The 17,733-nt window shown below is 57.3% G+C and carries 15 protein-coding genes; 10 read left to right on the forward strand and 5 right to left on the reverse strand.

Annotation, left to right across the window (positions count from 1 at the left end; translation table 11 throughout):
• Window positions 1-9: 9 nt before the first annotated feature.
• From G578_RS0105740 to G578_RS0105785, 10 genes are all read left to right on the forward strand, one after another.
• A complete protein-coding gene (locus G578_RS0105740; RefSeq protein ID WP_028793416.1) occupies window positions 10-882 on the forward strand; it encodes a hypothetical protein in 873 nt (290 codons plus the stop codon).
• Between the two features lie 36 nt (window positions 883-918).
• Window positions 919-1,983, forward strand: coding sequence for a CDP-glucose 4,6-dehydratase (rfbG, locus tag G578_RS0105745; RefSeq protein ID WP_028793417.1), 1,065 nt, complete (start codon window positions 919-921; stop codon window positions 1,981-1,983).
• A gap of 6 nt (window positions 1,984-1,989) precedes the next feature.
• Window positions 1,990-2,505 carry a dTDP-4-dehydrorhamnose 3,5-epimerase family protein gene (locus G578_RS0105750; protein WP_028793418.1) on the forward strand — a complete coding sequence of 172 codons (516 nt, stop codon included), beginning with the start codon at window positions 1,990-1,992 and terminating at the stop codon, window positions 2,503-2,505.
• Window positions 2,506-2,522: 17 nt separating this feature from the next.
• Window positions 2,523-3,743 (forward strand): class I SAM-dependent methyltransferase, encoded by a 1,221-nt coding sequence (locus G578_RS0105755; protein WP_028793419.1) that lies wholly within the window; start codon window positions 2,523-2,525, stop codon window positions 3,741-3,743.
• Window positions 3,744-3,795: 52 nt separating this feature from the next.
• The gene (locus G578_RS0105760; protein WP_028793420.1) at window positions 3,796-4,635 is read left to right on the forward strand and encodes an NAD-dependent epimerase/dehydratase family protein; all 840 of its coding nucleotides are present in this window, start codon (window positions 3,796-3,798) and stop codon (window positions 4,633-4,635) included.
• Window positions 4,628-5,413, forward strand: a complete 786-nt coding sequence (locus tag G578_RS0105765) for a cephalosporin hydroxylase family protein (protein WP_028793421.1) — start codon at window positions 4,628-4,630, stop codon at window positions 5,411-5,413. Before G578_RS0105760 ends, G578_RS0105765 begins: the two co-directional genes overlap by 8 nt.
• 237 nt (window positions 5,414-5,650) lie before the next feature.
• Complete coding sequence (locus tag G578_RS0105770) at window positions 5,651-7,336, forward strand: type I secretion system permease/ATPase (protein ID WP_028793422.1); 1,686 nt, start codon at window positions 5,651-5,653, stop codon at window positions 7,334-7,336.
• Window positions 7,333-8,676, forward strand: coding sequence for an HlyD family type I secretion periplasmic adaptor subunit (locus G578_RS0105775; protein ID WP_028793423.1), 1,344 nt, complete (start codon window positions 7,333-7,335; stop codon window positions 8,674-8,676). Before G578_RS0105770 ends, G578_RS0105775 begins: the two co-directional genes overlap by 4 nt.
• A 281-nt stretch (window positions 8,677-8,957) precedes the next feature.
• Entirely contained in the window at window positions 8,958-10,277 is a 1,320-nt protein-coding gene (locus tag G578_RS0105780; RefSeq protein WP_028793424.1) for a putative sugar O-methyltransferase, read from the forward strand.
• Between the two features lie 120 nt (window positions 10,278-10,397).
• Window positions 10,398-11,141 (forward strand): class I SAM-dependent methyltransferase, encoded by a 744-nt coding sequence (locus tag G578_RS0105785; protein ID WP_051244100.1) that lies wholly within the window; start codon window positions 10,398-10,400, stop codon window positions 11,139-11,141.
• Window positions 11,142-11,155: 14 nt separating this feature from the next.
• On the opposite strand, the gene G578_RS24970 is transcribed toward G578_RS0105785, so the two are convergent.
• The 5 genes from G578_RS24970 to G578_RS0105810 all read right to left on the reverse strand — a co-directional run bounded on the left by G578_RS24970 (window position 11,156) and on the right by G578_RS0105810 (window position 17,666).
• The gene (locus G578_RS24970) at window positions 11,156-12,115 is read right to left on the reverse strand and encodes a KpsF/GutQ family sugar-phosphate isomerase (protein ID WP_038014406.1); all 960 of its coding nucleotides are present in this window, start codon (window positions 12,113-12,115) and stop codon (window positions 11,156-11,158) included.
• Between the two features lie 59 nt (window positions 12,116-12,174).
• Window positions 12,175-13,917, reverse strand: a complete 1,743-nt coding sequence (locus G578_RS0105795) for a methyltransferase domain-containing protein (RefSeq protein WP_028793426.1) — start codon at window positions 13,915-13,917, stop codon at window positions 12,175-12,177.
• Window positions 13,918-13,987: 70 nt separating this feature from the next.
• Window positions 13,988-14,668 carry a glycosyltransferase family protein gene (locus tag G578_RS0105800; protein WP_028793427.1) on the reverse strand — a complete coding sequence of 227 codons (681 nt, stop codon included), beginning with the start codon at window positions 14,666-14,668 and terminating at the stop codon, window positions 13,988-13,990.
• Between the two features lie 122 nt (window positions 14,669-14,790).
• Entirely contained in the window at window positions 14,791-16,020 is a 1,230-nt protein-coding gene (locus tag G578_RS24975; RefSeq protein WP_051244106.1) for a glycosyltransferase, read from the reverse strand.
• On the reverse strand, window positions 16,020-17,666 hold the full coding sequence (locus tag G578_RS0105810) for a tetratricopeptide repeat protein (RefSeq protein ID WP_156907219.1): 1,647 nt from the start codon (window positions 17,664-17,666) through the stop codon (window positions 16,020-16,022). Before G578_RS0105810 ends, G578_RS24975 begins: the two co-directional genes overlap by 1 nt.
• Between the last annotated feature and the right edge of the window lie 67 nt (window positions 17,667-17,733).

The following is a 17,733-nucleotide window of genomic DNA, read 5'->3' on the forward strand; positions in this document are numbered from 1 at the left end:
GCTTTATCAATGCGATTTAATATCAGCTATTTTGGCCCTGAGCGGATATTTAATCTGCGCCGAGATTTCTTTCTGCTGTTGAAGTATGGTCTCGAGTCGAACGGCCATGAGGTGGTATTTGCCGGCCATCAACTTGAAGCGAACGCGATCAACCTACTGGTTGGCGCGTATTTCCTTTCGCCGGAGCAGATGCTCAAGCTGCGCAAGACGGGTGTTCCATATGCGGTCGTCAATACGGAGATCGTCAAGGACGGTATGCTCAATTTCCAACCCAAAAAGACGGATCTTGAGAACGCATACATTCCGCTGATCAAGGGCGGCAAGTTCTCATGGGATGTCGTGCCGCAGAACATCCCTGAATTGAAATCCGTATACGGAATCGATTCGGCGCTCATACGCTGGGCGTACCACGAGAAACTCGAGGAACTAGAGGTCAAGGAAGAGCCGGATCTCGATTTTTACTTTTTCGGTTTCGTGACCGAGCGCCGCAAACGGATGATCGATCAAATGGAGCAGAAGGGGTTAAAGGGGCTGGCCGACCATTCGTGCCCCTATTTCCTGCGCAACGATCGGATTTCGCGCGCCAAGGTCCAGATCAACATCCGTCAGGATGTTAAGTACGTGCATGTGAACGCTTTCCGGATCGGCTATCTTGCGAACAACCGGACCGCCATATTGTCGGAGCAGGAAGAAGATCCGACCAACTATCTCCAGTATGCCGAAGTGGTGGACAAGAGCCGCTACGCAGAGGCCGCGATCGAGCTGGCTCGTGGCGGTCGCTGGAAGCAGCTCCGTGAAGAGAGCTATGAGCTCTACCGGGAAATCCATTTCAAGGATGTGATGGAAGCGGTTCTTGAATCCAGCCTAGCCAGAGCGTCGTAGTTTAAGCTCCGGTGTCGAGCCCCAGGACACGATGAGATGCCGACCGATCTGAGCAAGTTTTGGCAGGGAAAGCGTGTCCTCGTGACGGGGCACACAGGTTTTAAGGGCGCGTGGCTTGTCCTGCTTCTGAGGCATCTGGGAGCGATGCCGATAGGGGTCTCCCTGGCGCCCGAGGGCGACGAGAACCTGTTCACGAGTGCTGCGATCGCCGATGTGAGCGACTCGCATTTTCTGGATATCCGGGACACCGCCGGCTTGGTCGCGGTCGGGCAGGCGGCTGAGCCGGAGATCATCCTCCATCTGGCCGCCCGGTCACTCGTGTCCGAAGGGTATCGCGATCCGGTTGAGAGTTTCTCGACCAATGTGATCGGGACCGTTTCGGTTCTCGAGGCGGTTCGCTCGATCCCCTCGGTCCGTTCGGTGGTCGTGGCGACGACCGACAAGGTCTATCGCAATAACGAATGGTCCTTCCCGTACCGGGAGACGGATGCGCTGGGTGGCAAGGATCCCTACAGCGCCAGCAAGGCGGCAGCCGAACTGGCGACCTACAGTTACGCCCAGTCGTTCCTGGCAGGCGAGGGCGTGACCGTGTGCACTGTGCGCGCGGGCAATGTGATCGGCGGTGGCGACTGGGCGGCCGATCGTCTGGTGCCGGATGCGGTCCGTTCCTGGAGCCGAAACCAGGATCTCGTCATCCGCAATCCGAAGGCGACCAGGCCCTGGCAGCATGTGCTCGAACCGCTCGCCGGCTATCTCAGCGTCGCTCGCCGTGGCTACGAGGGGACGCTCGAGGATTCCTGTCTGAATTTCGGCCCCAACACACACGAAGCCCTGCCGGTAGACGAGTTTCTCGAGATCGCCCGAACTGCGTTTCAATCCTCCGCCGGGGTGGTGGTGCAGTCCCGCGACCATTGGCCGGAGTCGAAGCGTCTTGCGCTTGATATCTCCCGTGCCAGGGACGCCGTCGGCTTCGAGCCCAAGTGGACCACGACCGTCGCCATCACCAAGACGATGTCCTGGTACCGCCGCTTCTACGAGGGGCAGCCGGCAGCGGCATTGTGCCAGGAGGATATCGAGGCCTTCGGTCACTGGGAGGCCTGATCGACAATGCAGCGTGTCACTGAGCCTATGCTTCTCGAAGGTCCGATGCATCGGGACAATCGGGGCTATTTCCGTCGCCTTTATGGCGTCGATTTTCCAGGCGCGTTTTTCAAAGAGGGTCCCAAACAGGTGAACCTGTCTCAGAACGTCCTGAAAGGTACCGTTCGGGGCATGCATTTTCAGCATCCGCCGGAAATGGAAACCAAGATCGTCTCCTGTATCAGCGGTCGGATCTTCGATGTTCTCGTGGATATTCGCGAAACGTCGCCGACCTACCTCAAATGGACCGCGTATGAGCTGGATGAGGACTCCGGCAGGGCCTTGGTGGTCCCCGAGGGGTTCGCTCACGGATTTCAGACCCTGACGGACGATGTGAAGATCGTGTATTTCCACGACCATGCTTACGTCGGTGACCTTGCTGGCCGCCTTAACCCGCTTGACCCTGTCTTGGCGATTGACTGGCCGCTAGCGGTCTCAGAGATTTCCGAGGCGGACGCCCAGGCACCGATGCTCGCCGTATAGACCGGGAAGGATCCTTGATGAACTGCCGTGGCTGTGGCGCCAAGTTAACCCATAAATTCGTCGATCTGGGGGCGGCTCCGCCGTCAAACGCGTATCTGGCCGCCGGCGATCTGTTGCGCCCGGAGGAATACTATCCCCTGCGGGTCTTGGTGTGCGACGCGTGCTGGCTTTGCCAGACAGAGGACTTCGTCGCCAGCGAGCACATGTTTGACGAGAACTATGCGTATTTCAGTTCGTTCTCGACGATGTGGCTCGACCATGCCAAGCGCTATGCATCCTATATGGTCGATCGTTTCAGCTTGACCGGAGAGTCGCACGTACTCGAAGTCGCCGCGAATGACGGATACCTGCTCCAGTATTTTAAGGCGCTGGGCATTCCCTGTCTCGGGGTCGAGCCGACCCGAAGCACCGCGGATGCGGCGAGGGAGAAAGGTATCGAGATCATCGGCGAGTTCTTTGGCCAATCGTTCGGCCAAGGGCTCAGGGACAAGGGGATCACATCCGATCTGATCGCGGCCAACAATGTGTTGGCCCATGTCCCTGATGTGAATGATTTCGTCTCCGGCTTCAGAGTCATGCTGAAGCCTCATGGGGTCGTGACCTGCGAGTTTCCGCACTTGCTGAACCTGATTGACCACCGGCAGTTCGATACGATCTACCACGAGCATTACAGCTACTTCAGCCTGCTGGCGGTCTCGGCGATTTTTCGCCGCAACGGATTGGATGTGTTCGACGTCGAAGAACTGCCGACCCATGGAGGCAGCCTTCGCCTGTTCGGCTGTCTGCCAGGTGCCCATCCAGAATCGGACAGGGTCGGGGCCCTTTTGGCGCGCGAGCGGGCCGCAGGTCTGGACGATATCGGTGCGTACGGCAATTTCCAGGAGCGGGTAAACAAGATCAAAGACGATTTCGTCAGCTTCCTGATCGAGCAGAAGCGTCAGGGCCGACGCGTCGTCGGCTACGGAGCGGCGGCGAAGGCCAACACCCTGATGAACTATGCCGGCATCCGACCGGATCTCGTTGAGTATGTGGTCGACCGGAACCCTGCGAAGATCGGAAAGTATCTTCCCGGCAGCCGGATCCCGATCGTCGATGAGGAACGGCTGTCGCGCGACAGGCCGGACATCGTCGTCATATTCCCGTGGAACCTCATGGAAGAGGTCGTGGCTCAGCTCCACTACGTCCGTGACTGGTCCGGGCGTTTCTGTGTCGCGATTCCCGAACTCAAGGTCTTTTAGTCGGGACATTGTCGGTTGCCGAAGGCGCGATCGGAACTGAGGGAGAAGCGTCGTGTTCGATAGGCCGATCCTCGTGACAGGGGCCACAGGTTTCGTCGGCGAGAGCCTTGTCGCCGAACTCGTGAGCCGCGACGCCTCGGTCACCGTGGTGACGCGGGACCCGACGCGGATCGACCTGCTTCCCTGGAGGGATAGAGTATCGATCTGGGTTGGCGATTTGTACGATACGGATCGTGCCTTGCCGGATGTCGACGGGCATGAGGTCGTGCATCTGGTTTGGAACGATCTGACCGATTTCCGGTCGCCGTTGCACCTTGAGCGGCATTTCATGGCGAACCTGCATTTGGCGAAACGCCTGATCTCGGGCGGTGCCGTGGCGCTGTCGATCGCGGGAACGTGCCAGGAGTACGGACTTCAGGAAGGGCTGCTTCGGGCGAAGGGTCTGACCGATCCCCAAACCCCTTATGCGATCGGAAAGGACATGCTGCGGCGCACGGTTGCATCGGTTTGCGCTGCACACGGAATTTCGTTTCGCTGGTTTCGGTTCTTCTATATCTATGGCCGCCGTCAGAAGCCGAACTCGCTGTATCCCTTGCTCATTTCCGCGCTGGAGCGGGGGGATGTGAGGTTTCCCATGAGCGAAGGCCGGCAACTGCGTGACTTCATCAGCATCGAGGATGCGGCACGACAATGTTCCGACATCATCGAATGCGGTGCGACGGGCTGCTTCAATATCGCTAGCGGCCGCCCGCAGAGTGTTCGGGAATTTGTGGCCGAGGTTTGCCAGCGCGAGGGCAAGTCCATTCAGCCTGAATACGGCGTCTACGGGATGCCTGACTACGAGCCCTTCGCATTTTGGGGCCAACCTTGGGAGATTGATCAGAATGGATGACCATACCGAGTTTCTGCGTGAGCGGCAGACAACCAGTGCCGCGATGGCAAGGGACGGAAAGGTCGCCGAGCTGACGCGTGCCTGGATCCATGCGACGGCCGATCACAAGTACAGCTATCACTTTGATTGGTGTGGCCTGCCCATCATTCAATACCCCCAGGATATGGTCGCGATGCAAGAGATCATCTGGGAGGTCAAGCCCCAGGTGATCATCGAAACCGGCATCGCCCGCGGTGGATCGTTGGTGTTCTACTCCAGCCTGCTGGGGATGCTTGAAGATTCGGGCCTCGCCTCGGATACCCGCGTTGTGGGGATCGATATCGACATCCGCGCGCATAATCGGGACCGCATCGAGGCGCATCCCCTGGCGAAGAGGATCGACCTGGTGCAGGGCGGTAGCGTCGACGACGAAACCATAGCCGAGGTCCGGCGCCTTGTAGGCGACCGTGCTCCGGCCTTGGTCTGTCTCGATAGCAATCACACCCATGACCACGTCTTGGCGGAACTCGAACGCTATGCGCCCATGGTCGATGTGGGGAGCTATCTGGTGGTCTTTGATACTGTCATCGAGTTCATGCCAGAAGACGCGTACCCGAACCGCCCGTGGGGTATCGGGGATAACGCGTATACCGCAGTGAAGGCCTTTCTGACGGCGGTGGATGCCGGGAATGTCAAGGATGCCGACGGTCGGCCGATGAGGTTCGAAACCAATTTCGACATCGACAATCGCCTGCTTATCTCCGTTGCTCCCTCGGGCTACCTGAAGCGGGTCGCCTAGCGGTGACGTAAGTCGCGGGAGGGACGGTTGTGGCGAAGGGACGCGCCTCAGCAGTCGGCTCGACGATGGGCGGTCTGAAATGCTAATGTTTAGCAGATTCTGACATTCGGACGACTCAGGCGACCGGCTGAGACCGCTGCCTGTCGAGTTGACCGATCGTGCAGCCAGGGCGTCCGAGAGCGGCGCCGTCAGCATAGTACCGCAGGGGTAGTTCCTCGCAGACTGGATAGCTAAGAAATGCATCCGAAGATCCGATCAATTTTCCTGCAGACCCTGTTCCCTGTCGGGCTGTTCAGCTTCTTCACGAACCTGCTGATCCTGGTTCTGCCAATCTACATGCTGCAGATCTTCGACCGGGTTCTCAGTACGAGGAGTACGTCGACGCTTCTGACCGTGACGGTCATTGCGCTGGTCCTGGTCGCGATCAACGCGGCTCTCGAGTTTGCGCGCGACCGGTATCTTATGGCGACGGGGCTGTATGCGGACCGGATCCTCGCGTCGAAGCTGTTCGATGGGGTCGCACACGACTTCCAGCGCAAGCGGGATCCTAACGCCACTCAGGCGTTCTCCGACCTCGATATGGTGCGCAACTTCTTCAGCGGCCGGGTGCTGCCGTCATTGTTCGACGCGCCCTGGTCCATTCTGTTCCTGCTTATTTTGTTCCTGATCGACGAGCGGCTAGGGTATTTCGCACTTGGTGTGATCCTCATCATGTGCTGCCTCAGCATCTATTCCGAGATCGTTACAAAACCGTCGACGATCAGCGAGCATAAGGAACTCAAGAAGGCTCGGATCTTGATGGAGCGCAGCGTTCGGAATTTCGACGCGCTGGTGTCCATGGGCATCACGGCCAACCTCAAGAGCCGCTGGATGAAGCGCCACGAAGGCGCCATCCAGCTCGGGGTCACCAATAACGCGGCAAGTTCGCGCATTCAGGCGACGACCCACCTCGTCAGGTATGTCGGGCAAATCATGATCCTCGGTCTGGCCGGTTACCTGGCGGTTACCGACCAGATCAGCCCCGGTATGCTGATTGCAGCGAACATCCTTTTCATCCGGTCGATCGGCCCATTCGAAGGCCTTCTCTCCCTGTGGTCGACGATCATCAGCTTCCGGGAATCACTGTGGCGGCTGAATAAGTTCCTGACCGACATCGATTCTTCCGAACTTGTCGATTATCCGCGCCCGGAAGGCCGGGTCGACCTGGAGAAAGTGACAGTTTCGCCGCCGGAATCGAACACCATGACGGTTCAAATGGTGACGCTTTCGGTCCCGCCGGGAGAGATCGTCGGTATCCACGGGCCCAGTGGGGCGGGCAAGTCGTCCCTGGCAAAGGTGATAGTGGGCGCATGGTCGCCGACGCGCGGGATCGTCAGATATGACCGTTTCGACATCAGTTCCTGGCCGTCGGACCTGCGGGGTCGCTACGTCGGCTACCTGCCCCAGGATGTCGAGCTCTTCGATGGAACGGTGGCAGAGAACATCTCGCGGTTCGACACCTCCGCGACCATCGAGGAAATCATTGCCGCCGGGAAGGCGGCCGGCGCGCACGAGATGATACTGCAGCTTGGCGACGGGTATGACACGCCGCTTGGGGTCTACGGAGGAAACCTCTCCGGCGGGCAACGCCAGCGTATCGGCCTCGCACGGGCGCTGTTCAGGCAACCGTCGATCGTCGTGTTGGACGAGCCGGATTCGAGCCTGGATGCGGCCGGTATCGACGCTCTGGGGACGGCGCTGACGGCAACGGAGGGGTACCGGCCAACGGTCTTCCTGATCACTCATAACACCCGGGTGCTGAAACTTGCGGACCGGATCATCTCGATGAAGGGCGGGCGTATCGAACGCGATGGTCGACGAGAGGAACTGATGAAGCCAGTGCAAAAGGCCATCGTCGCCCAGACTGGAGCCAATGCGTCATGAGCATCATCGCACATTCTCCCACCAGACGGTTGGATGACTATGCCGGGCCCGACCCGCGGCGGTTTCCTCTGATCCTGGGGATGACGCTTATCTTCGGCATCTTCGGATCCATGGGTCTGTGGGCCTATTTCTCGGAAGTGGATCGCGGCGTTCGTGCCAGCGGGGTTCTGGCGATAACCACCCCGCGCCAGGTCGTGAACTCACCGGTCATGGGCACCGTTCAGGAGATCTTCGTCGACGAGAACGACTTCGTTAACAAAGGCGAAGTGCTGATGACCCTGAAAAGTGAGGAGGAGACTGAGCGCTTTAACCTCTCAAGGCTGCAGTTATTCAGCAACCGGGCCCGTCAGCAGCGGTTCAAGGCGGAATATGATCTCGCTACCAGCGTCGATTTCAGTGGGATCGCACATGATGACGTGGATCCCTCAGTGGTCGATGACGTCTTCAACGAGCAGCGTACGCTGTTCGAGGCGGGGCTGGACCGGTATGAGCGGGAGCGGGGGATCCTCGAGTCGCAGATTGTCCAGATCCAGAACATCATCGGTGGTCTGCAGGCGCGCCGCGAATCGGTGGTCAACCAGATGGCCCTGATCGCCGACGAGATGGACGGAATGGAGGAACTCCTGAGCAAGGGGTATATCCCGAAGACCCGCTTCCTGGCTTTGAAGCGCGCGTCGGAAGGCCTCAAAGGCGAACTCGGTCAGATCGATGGCGACCTCTCGCTCCGCGACAATCAGATTCTCGAGTTCGAGAAGACCCTGGACCAGTTGGTTTCCCAGCGCCGGGCCATGGCCCTCGACCGTCTCGACAAGCTTAAGGAGGAGGAAGACAACCTCCGATTTCAGGTGATCGCGTTCGAAGAACGTATGGATCAGCGGGTCATCGTCAGCCCGCATGACGGCTATGTTCTCAATCTGAGGGTCCAGAATCCTGGCTACGTGGTCAGCCCGGGACAGGCGATCACGAACATCGTCCCAAAGGACGATGACGTGACCATCGAGGCCAAGGTGTCGACCACCGACATCGGCGGCCTGGAAAATGGCATGCCCGCCGAGGTACGGGTGATGGCGACTGGAGGCGCGAAGGCCGCCCGCCGGGCACCGTTGCTGCACGGCAAGGTCACGGGGTTGAGCGCCGATACCCTGATCGACCCGGCGACCGGTGTAGAGTATTACCTGGCGAAGGTGACCGTTCCGGCCGAGGAGTGGCAGAAGATGGCGTCGGAAACGGTTCCGGGTATGCGGGCGGACGTCTTGTTCAGGACGGGAACGCGCAATGTTCTCGACTTCCTGGTTTCGCCGATCAGTTTCGTCTTCGAGGATGGGTTTACAGCGCGGTAAGACGGATCTCAACTTTGACTCATGGAGTTCTTTGGTACCCGGGGGAGGGCCACGAGGACTAAGTGGCCGAGTTTGATTCGCCGCGATCTGCCTCAATAGCAGGGCGCCTCCGGAGAACGATCGGCTCGGAGCAGGGGCGTTCTAACAACAATACCGGAACCGGACACGCATCCTGTGCCTTGCAGGTTTGTGGGCGCTTTCAAGAATGCATGTTCGAATTGACTGCCAAGAACGAAAGCACGCTGCAGCGGCCGGACCGGGCGAGCGTATAAGAGGCCGAAATGACAGACCTCAAGAAGACACTTAAGCATGCGCGCTCGCTTATGGAGACTGACCCGGTCGGCGCCGAGGCTATACTGCGCAAGCTCAATCGTGGGGTAAAGGAGCCGGAACAGCGGGTTCTGGTCGGAGGGCAGCTCTATGCTGCCGCCTGTAAGGCGAACGAGGTTATCGAGCAGCCGCTTCGCACTGATCCAAGCTTTTTCGATCACGGCGATTGCTATGACGCAGGCCGCGAGCCGACTGCATCACTCTTCGGGATGGGACGAGAGCTGTGCAGCCCCCTGGACCGGGAAGCCTATCAGCGAGAACTGCAAAAGGCCCCGGATCTCATGCCGGGAACGTTCTGGAACGGCAAGAATGATCAACTATCGAACCTTCTGGAAGGCCCGGAGATCGATAATTTCAAGAGAACCTATAATCACTTCCTCAGTAATTTCTTTACCTATGGGCCCTCTGAATCGACGTTCTGGGACGTCGTAAAACACTGGAATATCCATGGATCGGGCTCTGTATTCACCGATGTACATGAACCGTTCGACCGTGAGACCTTCTCGCGTATACAAGAATTGCGAGCTGATTATGATGCGAGAGATAGTCGGGAGATTTATAACACGTACATTTTCTTCTGTAGTCTACTATGGGATTACGCGATATTCGTCGATCGTAGAAAGGTAATACCTAGGATTTTCGAACCTTTGTTTGGCAATCCCTATAGAATTCGGCGGGGAGCTCGGCTGATTTCCCAGGATCTGGCGCGGTCTGCAGTCGAATACAATCAAATGTTGGAGCTGTGTAGTCTGCCCGAGAATGCGACAATCCTTGAAATTGGCTCGGGGTATGGCCGCCTTGCCCAAGTTTTCCATGAGTTTGGTGCGGCAAAGTTCATTATCGTCGACATCGCGCCCGCGCTGTTTCTAGCCCAGACCTATCTTCATGCGGTGTTCCCGAAGGGTAAGTTCTTCGATTTTCGATCATTTGAGAACTTCGAAGACGTCCGGCGAGAGTATGAAGAGGCTGAGTTCGTTTTCCTGAGCCCCAATCAGATCGATCAACTACCTGACAACTCCGTTGATTTGACGATCAACATCAACTCCTTCATGGAGATGACGTACCAGGCGGTTGATCACTATATGAGAACGATCGACCGGATTTGCCGGGGCTGGCTCTATATGAAGCAGTGGCGTGCGAGGGGACAGAAGAAGATCGATCACAACTTTGGCCACGGCGACTATCCGACAAGGCCGTCGTGGAAAAAGACAATTGATTCTATCGATATCGTAAATCATCGATTGTTCGTGCAAATCTGGAAAACTCGATAGGCTTCTGTGAACCTCCATTTAAGCGTTGAGTAACCGGAAATGGCGCGGAAATCTGAAACAGAGAAACTCCTGAAACGCGTATCTTTCTTGGGTAGGGTTAGCTCTGTTCGGGATCGCGACATGTTCCTCCAGGGGATGGACCTGATCATGCGAAGCCTCCTGCATCCGACGGAAATGCGAGAGACGCTATTTGCATCCGATAACTTACTGACCTGGAACAGAAGCTACGGATTTTTGCGTGACCCTTTCTTCGTCGATCTACTCAAAGATTCGAAAACAACGGATACCGAACGAGGCAAGATCTGGCGATCTTATATACTGGACTATTTTGCGCAACGTGCCGCGCATCTTAATGGTGATTTTCTTGAGGTCGGTTGTTACACCGGACACACGCCTTCAATTCTGACCAAAAGGATAGATTTTACCGGAATTGGTAAGAAATATTTCCTGTTTGATCTGTTTGAGTGGAATGAAGGCGACAGGCATTATCGGTTGGATCGACTGATTGACGGAACACTGTATGAAGAGGTGCGCGCGCGTTTTAAGGATGATTCCTCTGTTGTCTTGGTTCGGGGGCGGGTCCCTGACAGCTTTCAGGGATCGCTCCCCGAGGATATCGCCTTCGCACATATCGATCTCAACAACGCGGAAGCGGAAGCCGGCGCCATTCGGGAGATCTATCCCCGTCTCACCGACGGAGCGATCGTGATATTCGACGACTATGGCTGGTGGACGTTGTCGGATCAGAAATCTTCCGTGGACGACGTTCTCGAGCCGTTTGGCGCACGTATCCTGGAACTGCCGACAGGTCAGGGCCTCTTGATCAAATCCAAAGGCTATCCTGGGCCCAGTGCCAAGGCGTGACGGTTACCGAAGACTCATAGACGAAGGCTAACAAGGTCATGCATGTCGATGATGCCCGTGGGCCGGCCGTCATCGTCGAGAACAAATACGGCGGTGATCCGCTTGTTTGTCATGACTTCGATCAGTTCCAGGCAATTTTTCTCTGGTGTGATCGTGAACGGGTTCGGATTCATGAGATTCTGGATCTTTTGATCGAAAACATCATCGTTCAGATTGCGCCGCAGGTCGCCATCGGAGACTAGGCCAACCAAGTGCCGATCGCCATCGACCACCCCGATGCAGCCATACCGGCGCCCCATCATGGCAGAGATCGCGTCCTTGATGCTCACGTCGAGCGTCACGAGTGGCAGCTCCTCGCCGGTATGCATGATGTCCTTCGCCTTGGACAGCAGGCGACCAAGCTTGCCGCCGGGATGCAACAGCGCGAAATCGTCGGGTGTGAAGCCTCTGATCTCCATCACGGTAACGGCCAATGCGTCTCCGACCGCCAGCATCTGGGTGGTGGATGTAGTTGGCGCAAGCAGATGCGGACAGGCCTCGTCCAGCGGGGGGACCACGAGAGCGATCGTGGAATTTTCCGCGAGGGCACTACCTTTTCGGCGGGTCAGGCCGATGATCGGAAGCGATTTGATCTGGGCATAGCGCATCACGTCAAACAACTCGAGCGTCTCGCCCGAGTTGGAAAGCATGATCAGCAGGTCCTCTTCGCCGATGCTTCCGAGGTCGCCGTGACTCGCTTCGGACGGGTGCACGAACACCGCCGGCGTTCCCGTCGACGCGAAGGTCGCGGCAATCTTTTGCCCGATGATGCCGCTCTTGCCCATGCCGGTGACGACGATCTTCCCCTTGATGGAGAGGATCAGCGACACCGCCTTGGCGATATCGTCATGCGGCAGATCGAGGATGCTCTCAAGCCCGCGCTGCTCGAGCCGGATCGTTTCGAAGAAACGACGGATGTTCGGTTGGGTGCTCATGTCCATATCTATCCTTCCACGCCCGAAGACTGAAGCCGGGCGGACTTTGTTGCAGCACGTCACTCGGGCCGCGGTTGTATCGTTGCCAGGCGGGCTTCAAGTTCCCTGTCGAGAGCGTCGTATCGCTCATAGAGATCCCGGTAGATGCCAAGCGTTTCCGCAATGCTGGGGGCGAGCATGGCGCTATCCCGGACGTACTCATGCGCAGCGCGACGCATGCGGTCGAGGCCTTCGCGATCTTCGAGACACTGCAGTTGATCGTGGAGTTGGCTCGAATTCTCGAACAGGTATCCTGTTCTACCATGTTCGACCGTCTGCCCGTAGATCGTCGTCTCGGCGAATACCACGGCACCGCTAGCCGCAGCCTCGAGGAATTTGAGGTTCGACTTCAAACGGTTGGAGGGTGTGTCCCGGAGGGGCAGCAAGGCGATATCTGCTTTCTCCAGCAGTTCGCGATATTGCTTGTAGGGGACGACCTCGAAGAACTCGCGACGCTCTGTGTGCAACATGTCGAGAAGGCGACGGTCTCCCACGACATAGAAGTGCCATGGCGTCGCGGACGTTTCGATGAAGCGGTTCACCGCGTCCGCGATCGGCTCAAAATCCGGCGCCCGGTTGAACCCGCCCACGAATATGGTGTTCGGAACGGTGGTCCCGAGTACGGTCTCGTACGGGCGGACGACGGGGATCCGGTTCGGTACGACGAATGTGTTGGGGTTCAGTGGCAGGATCTTCTGCCGGACTTCCTCGGTGCTGACCTGGACCGCGTGAGCGCCGACGAACGTGAGGTTCTGATGTTCTGCTATGGACGGCCAGATGTCCGGATCGTCGTCGAAATCCGTCACGATGAGCTTCTTGCGATTTCGAAGCTTCTGGATACTCTCGAGATCGGTCTTGGGAGCAAGGATCGGACGCTGCCAAATGAAGATGTTGGCGTGCCCGGGAACGTGACGAATACTGGCCACCTTTTCATGAACCGTCACCGATACGTTCGGAATCGATGTCATGAACTGCCCGGGTGCCGTCGCTCGGATGAAGTTAAATCCGCCGATCTCCCGAACTGTACGTAAGTCTATATGCCATTGGTATTGCGGCTTTGGTCTCGCAGCTTGAACAACATACTGGAACGTCGTCAGGCCTTCGTACATCTCCGTTGGATCGGATTTTGTCGATGCGGCGATAACCTTGGTGATCTCTTGTAAGGGCTTAGGGGGAGTTCCAAACTTTCTCGGCCGGGTCTTCATGACATTTAGGCCAAGACGCTCGAAGAATTTTCGGATCGAGAGGCCGGTAAATAGATGGAGGTGCGTTCGATCATTCAGCCCGCCCTTGTCGGAATACTCCATGTGGCCGGCGAGCAACCGCAGCGACAGGGACCAATGTTGTGAGTTCGGGATGCAGGCGCAGATCACACCCTGCGGTCCCAATAGACGCATATGCGAGTCCAGGGTTCGCCACGGATCGACAAAGTGTTCGATCGTGTCCCCGTAGATCAGGACGTCCGCTGGTCCATGCTCTGCAAGCAGCTGGTCGATGATCGCCGGGTCTTCGGCATTGCCGCACACCACGTGGTCGAGAACGGTACGCGCCCGTTCCGCCGATTCCGCGTGCATTTCAACCCCGATGTACACCACCGAGGGGTTGCGGGTCTTAAAATCGGCGCACAGGGCGCCGGCGCCGCAACCGAACTCGATGATCTTGGTCGCGTTTGCCGGGACGAGGTTCAGCAGGTCAGGGTTGCTGTTGCCGTAGTAGCTTGCCGAAGGACCGTCGATGTTCCGATCTGGCGCAGGGTTGGTCATACACAGAACCTATCGGCCATCGCGCGGTGCCGTGGAAGCCGGATCTACGAAGTGGTCACCGGAAGGGGCGTCAACGCGGCTTCGCGTAAAGCATCGCGTCCCGCTCCTTGAGCCAGACATCAGCGTAGTCGGTGTCGACATAGTCTTCGAAATACGGTCCGCCTTCGGTGTAGTGCAGGTTCTTGATCTGCTCGACCGGAAGGTTGGGATCGTAGCCGACCAGATGATTCCACTCATGCGTCAGCTCACCGATCTCGTCGTCCGACGACAACCATTTGAACTGATGCAGTTCCAGCCCCGTGGCCGTGTTGACGTAATCGGGGGTCAGGGCTGTGCAGCGCGCGTTATTGAACATCATAACGCTGCTCCAGTTCTTTTTCGCGTACTGAGTCTGTGCGGCACCGAGAAACTTGGTCTCTTCCTTCGGACGGTGGTCGTGCTTCACGCATTGCACGGCGTAGCGCTCGTCGCACTGGGCGAAGAGTTCGTGAATATCGCCGAGTACCAGCATGTCGCAATCCATGAACGCGCTCCAACCCTTGAAGTCGCTCAAGTAAGGGACAAGGAAGCGCGAAAAGGAAAATTCGGTCGACTGCAGCTGATTGCGCTCGCGCTTGAACACGCCATTGAGCTGCGACAGCATGATCGGGATGACTGCCACTGGCGCGGAGGCGCGGGACTGGATGCTGTGGTTCAGAGCGTGGAACGCGACCGTTTCGTTCGGATCAAAACCGATAAAGACCTTGTTCATTGCGTCGTCCAATAGCCGGTTTGAGGCGCCATCTGCCGCGCTGTACCGAGCTTCCGACTGAGCGAAGCCGACGGTTCGCGTGACAACTTGGCGCTGGTGATAGTCTGGCCGGCCGCGTCCGGTCAAGCGCTCACGTCTAAGCCGAATCTCTGGCGGATCTCGGCAAGGATCGTCGGCAGGGATACGGTCTCGAAATCGTAGTTCTGTTCGACCGTCAACCGAGCAAACAGCCCCAGCCTGTCGCGCTCCGCCTGAGATAAGCTGAAGGCGCGTTCGATCCCATCGGCCACGCCGGACGGGGTCAGGTCGCATAGCAGTCCGTTTTGCCGATCGGAAACGACCTCCTGGACCGGGTGCACGCGCGATCCCAGGACGCAGGCCTCAAGCGCCATCGCCTCCAGCATCGACCACGACAACACGAACGGTACGGTCAGATACAGGTGAACCTGGGTGATGTTGAACAGGTCCAGAAACATCGAATAGGGCAACTTCCCGACAAAGGCGACATTCTCGATGGCCTCGGGTTCTTCGTTCAGGAAATACTCGCGCCAGGACATGCCGTTTGGTGCGCGCTTGCCGTAGCTGATGTCGTCGCCGCCGATGAGGACGAAACGGATGTCGGGAGCACGCCGCCGGAGGATCTTGATGGCCTCGAACAGGACATCGAAACCACGATACGGTTCCAGATTTCGTGACACATAGGTCACGATCTTGTCGCCCTTCTTCAGGTGCCAGCCGTTTGGAAGAAAGACCTCGGACGCGCGTCCCTCTCGGATCTGGGGAACCGAAACGCCTTCGTGATAGGTGAAGATCTTGTCCCACATGATCGGTGGGTGCTGATATTTCTGCCAGACGGTGGGGGTAATGATGAGATCTGCGCCCATCATCGATTGGGTGAGGTGCAGGTTCTTGCTGACAAGTCTGCACGCTTCTTCGATGGAAACATTGCCTTTATTGATGAACGCCGTGTCTGATTCCCGAGCGGTATAATAATACTCGGAAAAAATGATGATCTTTGCGTTCGGGAATACCTCTTTCACAAACAACGCCTCGCCCCAGCCGGAGTGTGCGAATATAATGTCCGGGTTAACTCCGCGTTCTTTTAGGGTTAAAAGGACACGCACCACGGCTTGTGCATAGAGGATCTGCTCATCAAGAAATTTTATGTAATGGTGTCCGTCACGATTTGGTTCGCGAGCTAGGCTGTATTTGACTCGTTTTACATTTTCAATTCCAACATCATCTCGTTTAGTGATGAAATAAATACTGTTTTCCTTATTTTTTGCTAGACTTCGGCACAGGTTCTTAAATTGACCTGGCATATTCTGATGAATAAAGAAAATACAAGACATTAGATGTGCTCCAGAATTCTCGCGAGCTCATGACGCGCGTCGACGAAGAACGATTCCCAGCTTTGGGTTCTCGAGCGCTGCAGGATTGTCAGTGATGGAAACCAGTCAGAGGTACGGCCCGTCATCCAGCGCCAGTCGCGCGCCGGTCCGGTAAGCACAATGCCTTTCTTGCCGAGGGCGCCCGCGAGATTGGCCGTCGAGGTGCAGGTGGATACGACGACATCCATCTGCTGCATCAGAACGGCAGTTGCCTCGAAGTCGGTCAGATGCGGCGCCAAGTCGACCACGTCAGGGTGGCGTTCCGAAATCACTCCCTCGTCGCGGCCTTTTTGAAAGCAGTAGAAATCCGCGTTGAGGCCCTCGAACAGGCCGTCGATGTCATCGATCTTTGCCGAGCGCTGCTGGTCGTGCGTGAATTTCGGATTGCCGGCCCACACGATTCCGACTTTTGGGCGGCTGCTGGAAATGGTGGGGAGTTCAGGCCGTGGCGAGGGGACGATATACGGAAAGGCCTCTCCGCTCACATCGGCGATTCCCAGTAGGGCCGGGACGTCAAACAACGGCAGATAGAAGTCGTACCCTTCTCGTAAGGTTTTGTCATAAGGCACAATTTTCGCTTGCGGGAAGCTGTTCTGGAGGAGATTCAGAACGCTCTGGTAGCATTCAAAGGTCGCCGTGACGCCCTCGGGCAACTGTTCGAGCAGCTTCGGGATGAAGCGGGCGAACAGCAGGTTATCCCCCACCCCCTGTTCACAGTAGACGAAGAGGCTACCGGTCAGGCCCTTCACGGAGTCCACATTCGTGATGCCCGGATATCGAATGCGCGTGGGAAATCCGTCGAAGAACCATCTGTCTCTGTAGACCTTGAAGCCCTTTGCAAAATCGCCGCTGGCCATCAGGGCGTGAGAGAGGTTCCACTTGACGCTGGCGCTCTCTGGTTTGAGCTTTTCCGCGCGTGCGCTCTGACGCACCGCGTCCTGCACATTTCCGATTTCCCGACGCAGATTGCCGAGGTTGTAATAGGCATCCCAGATATCAGGACGGAGCAGGATTGCGCGTTTGGAACTCGCTTCGCTCAGTTCAAAGTCGCCGATATGTCTGGCGGCGGATGCCATATTGAGCAGGGTTCGGTGGTGCACCTCTGCCTTCAACGCCTTCTTGTAGAACTCCAGAGCCTGCGAATGATCGCCGCTCAGATTCGCGTAGTATCCCGCCTTGAAGCTCAAAATTTCGTCGCTGAGGCCACTGCGGATCGCGGCGCGCATCACCTCCAGTGCAGCCAGCATTTGGCCGTCCGATTCCAGCGCTTCCGCCAGACGGACCGTGGCAATCTTGCTTTTTGGCTGCAAGCTGGCAGCGCGGCTCCGTAACCGGATCAGGCTGGATTTCTTCAGTTCTCGTTTAAATGTTTCACAGTAAAAATCGAGTGCGACAAAGGTGTTTGGGAAGGATTTTGCTAGGCTTTCTGCAATTTTTCGCCGAGCGTCGGGCGTTGCTTCCCTCTCGACATGGGCGCGCAGCTCTTCGAGCAGTCTTGAGGGGTTGGGGAATTCGGAGCCGTGTCGTGCGATGCTCTTTCTCGGATCAAATCCGGCGATAACGTCTCGCGCGATGGCCGATAGGAGGTCGCGTGGGGGATGATCCATTGTATTCCGAGCTCTGCAGCCTTATCCCTGCAAAAAGGGACCGGCGGCTTCATATGTTGGCCATTCC

Source organism: Thalassobaculum salexigens DSM 19539 (assembly GCF_000423805.1).
Taxonomy (GTDB): Bacteria; Pseudomonadota; Alphaproteobacteria; order Thalassobaculales; family Thalassobaculaceae; genus Thalassobaculum; species Thalassobaculum litoreum.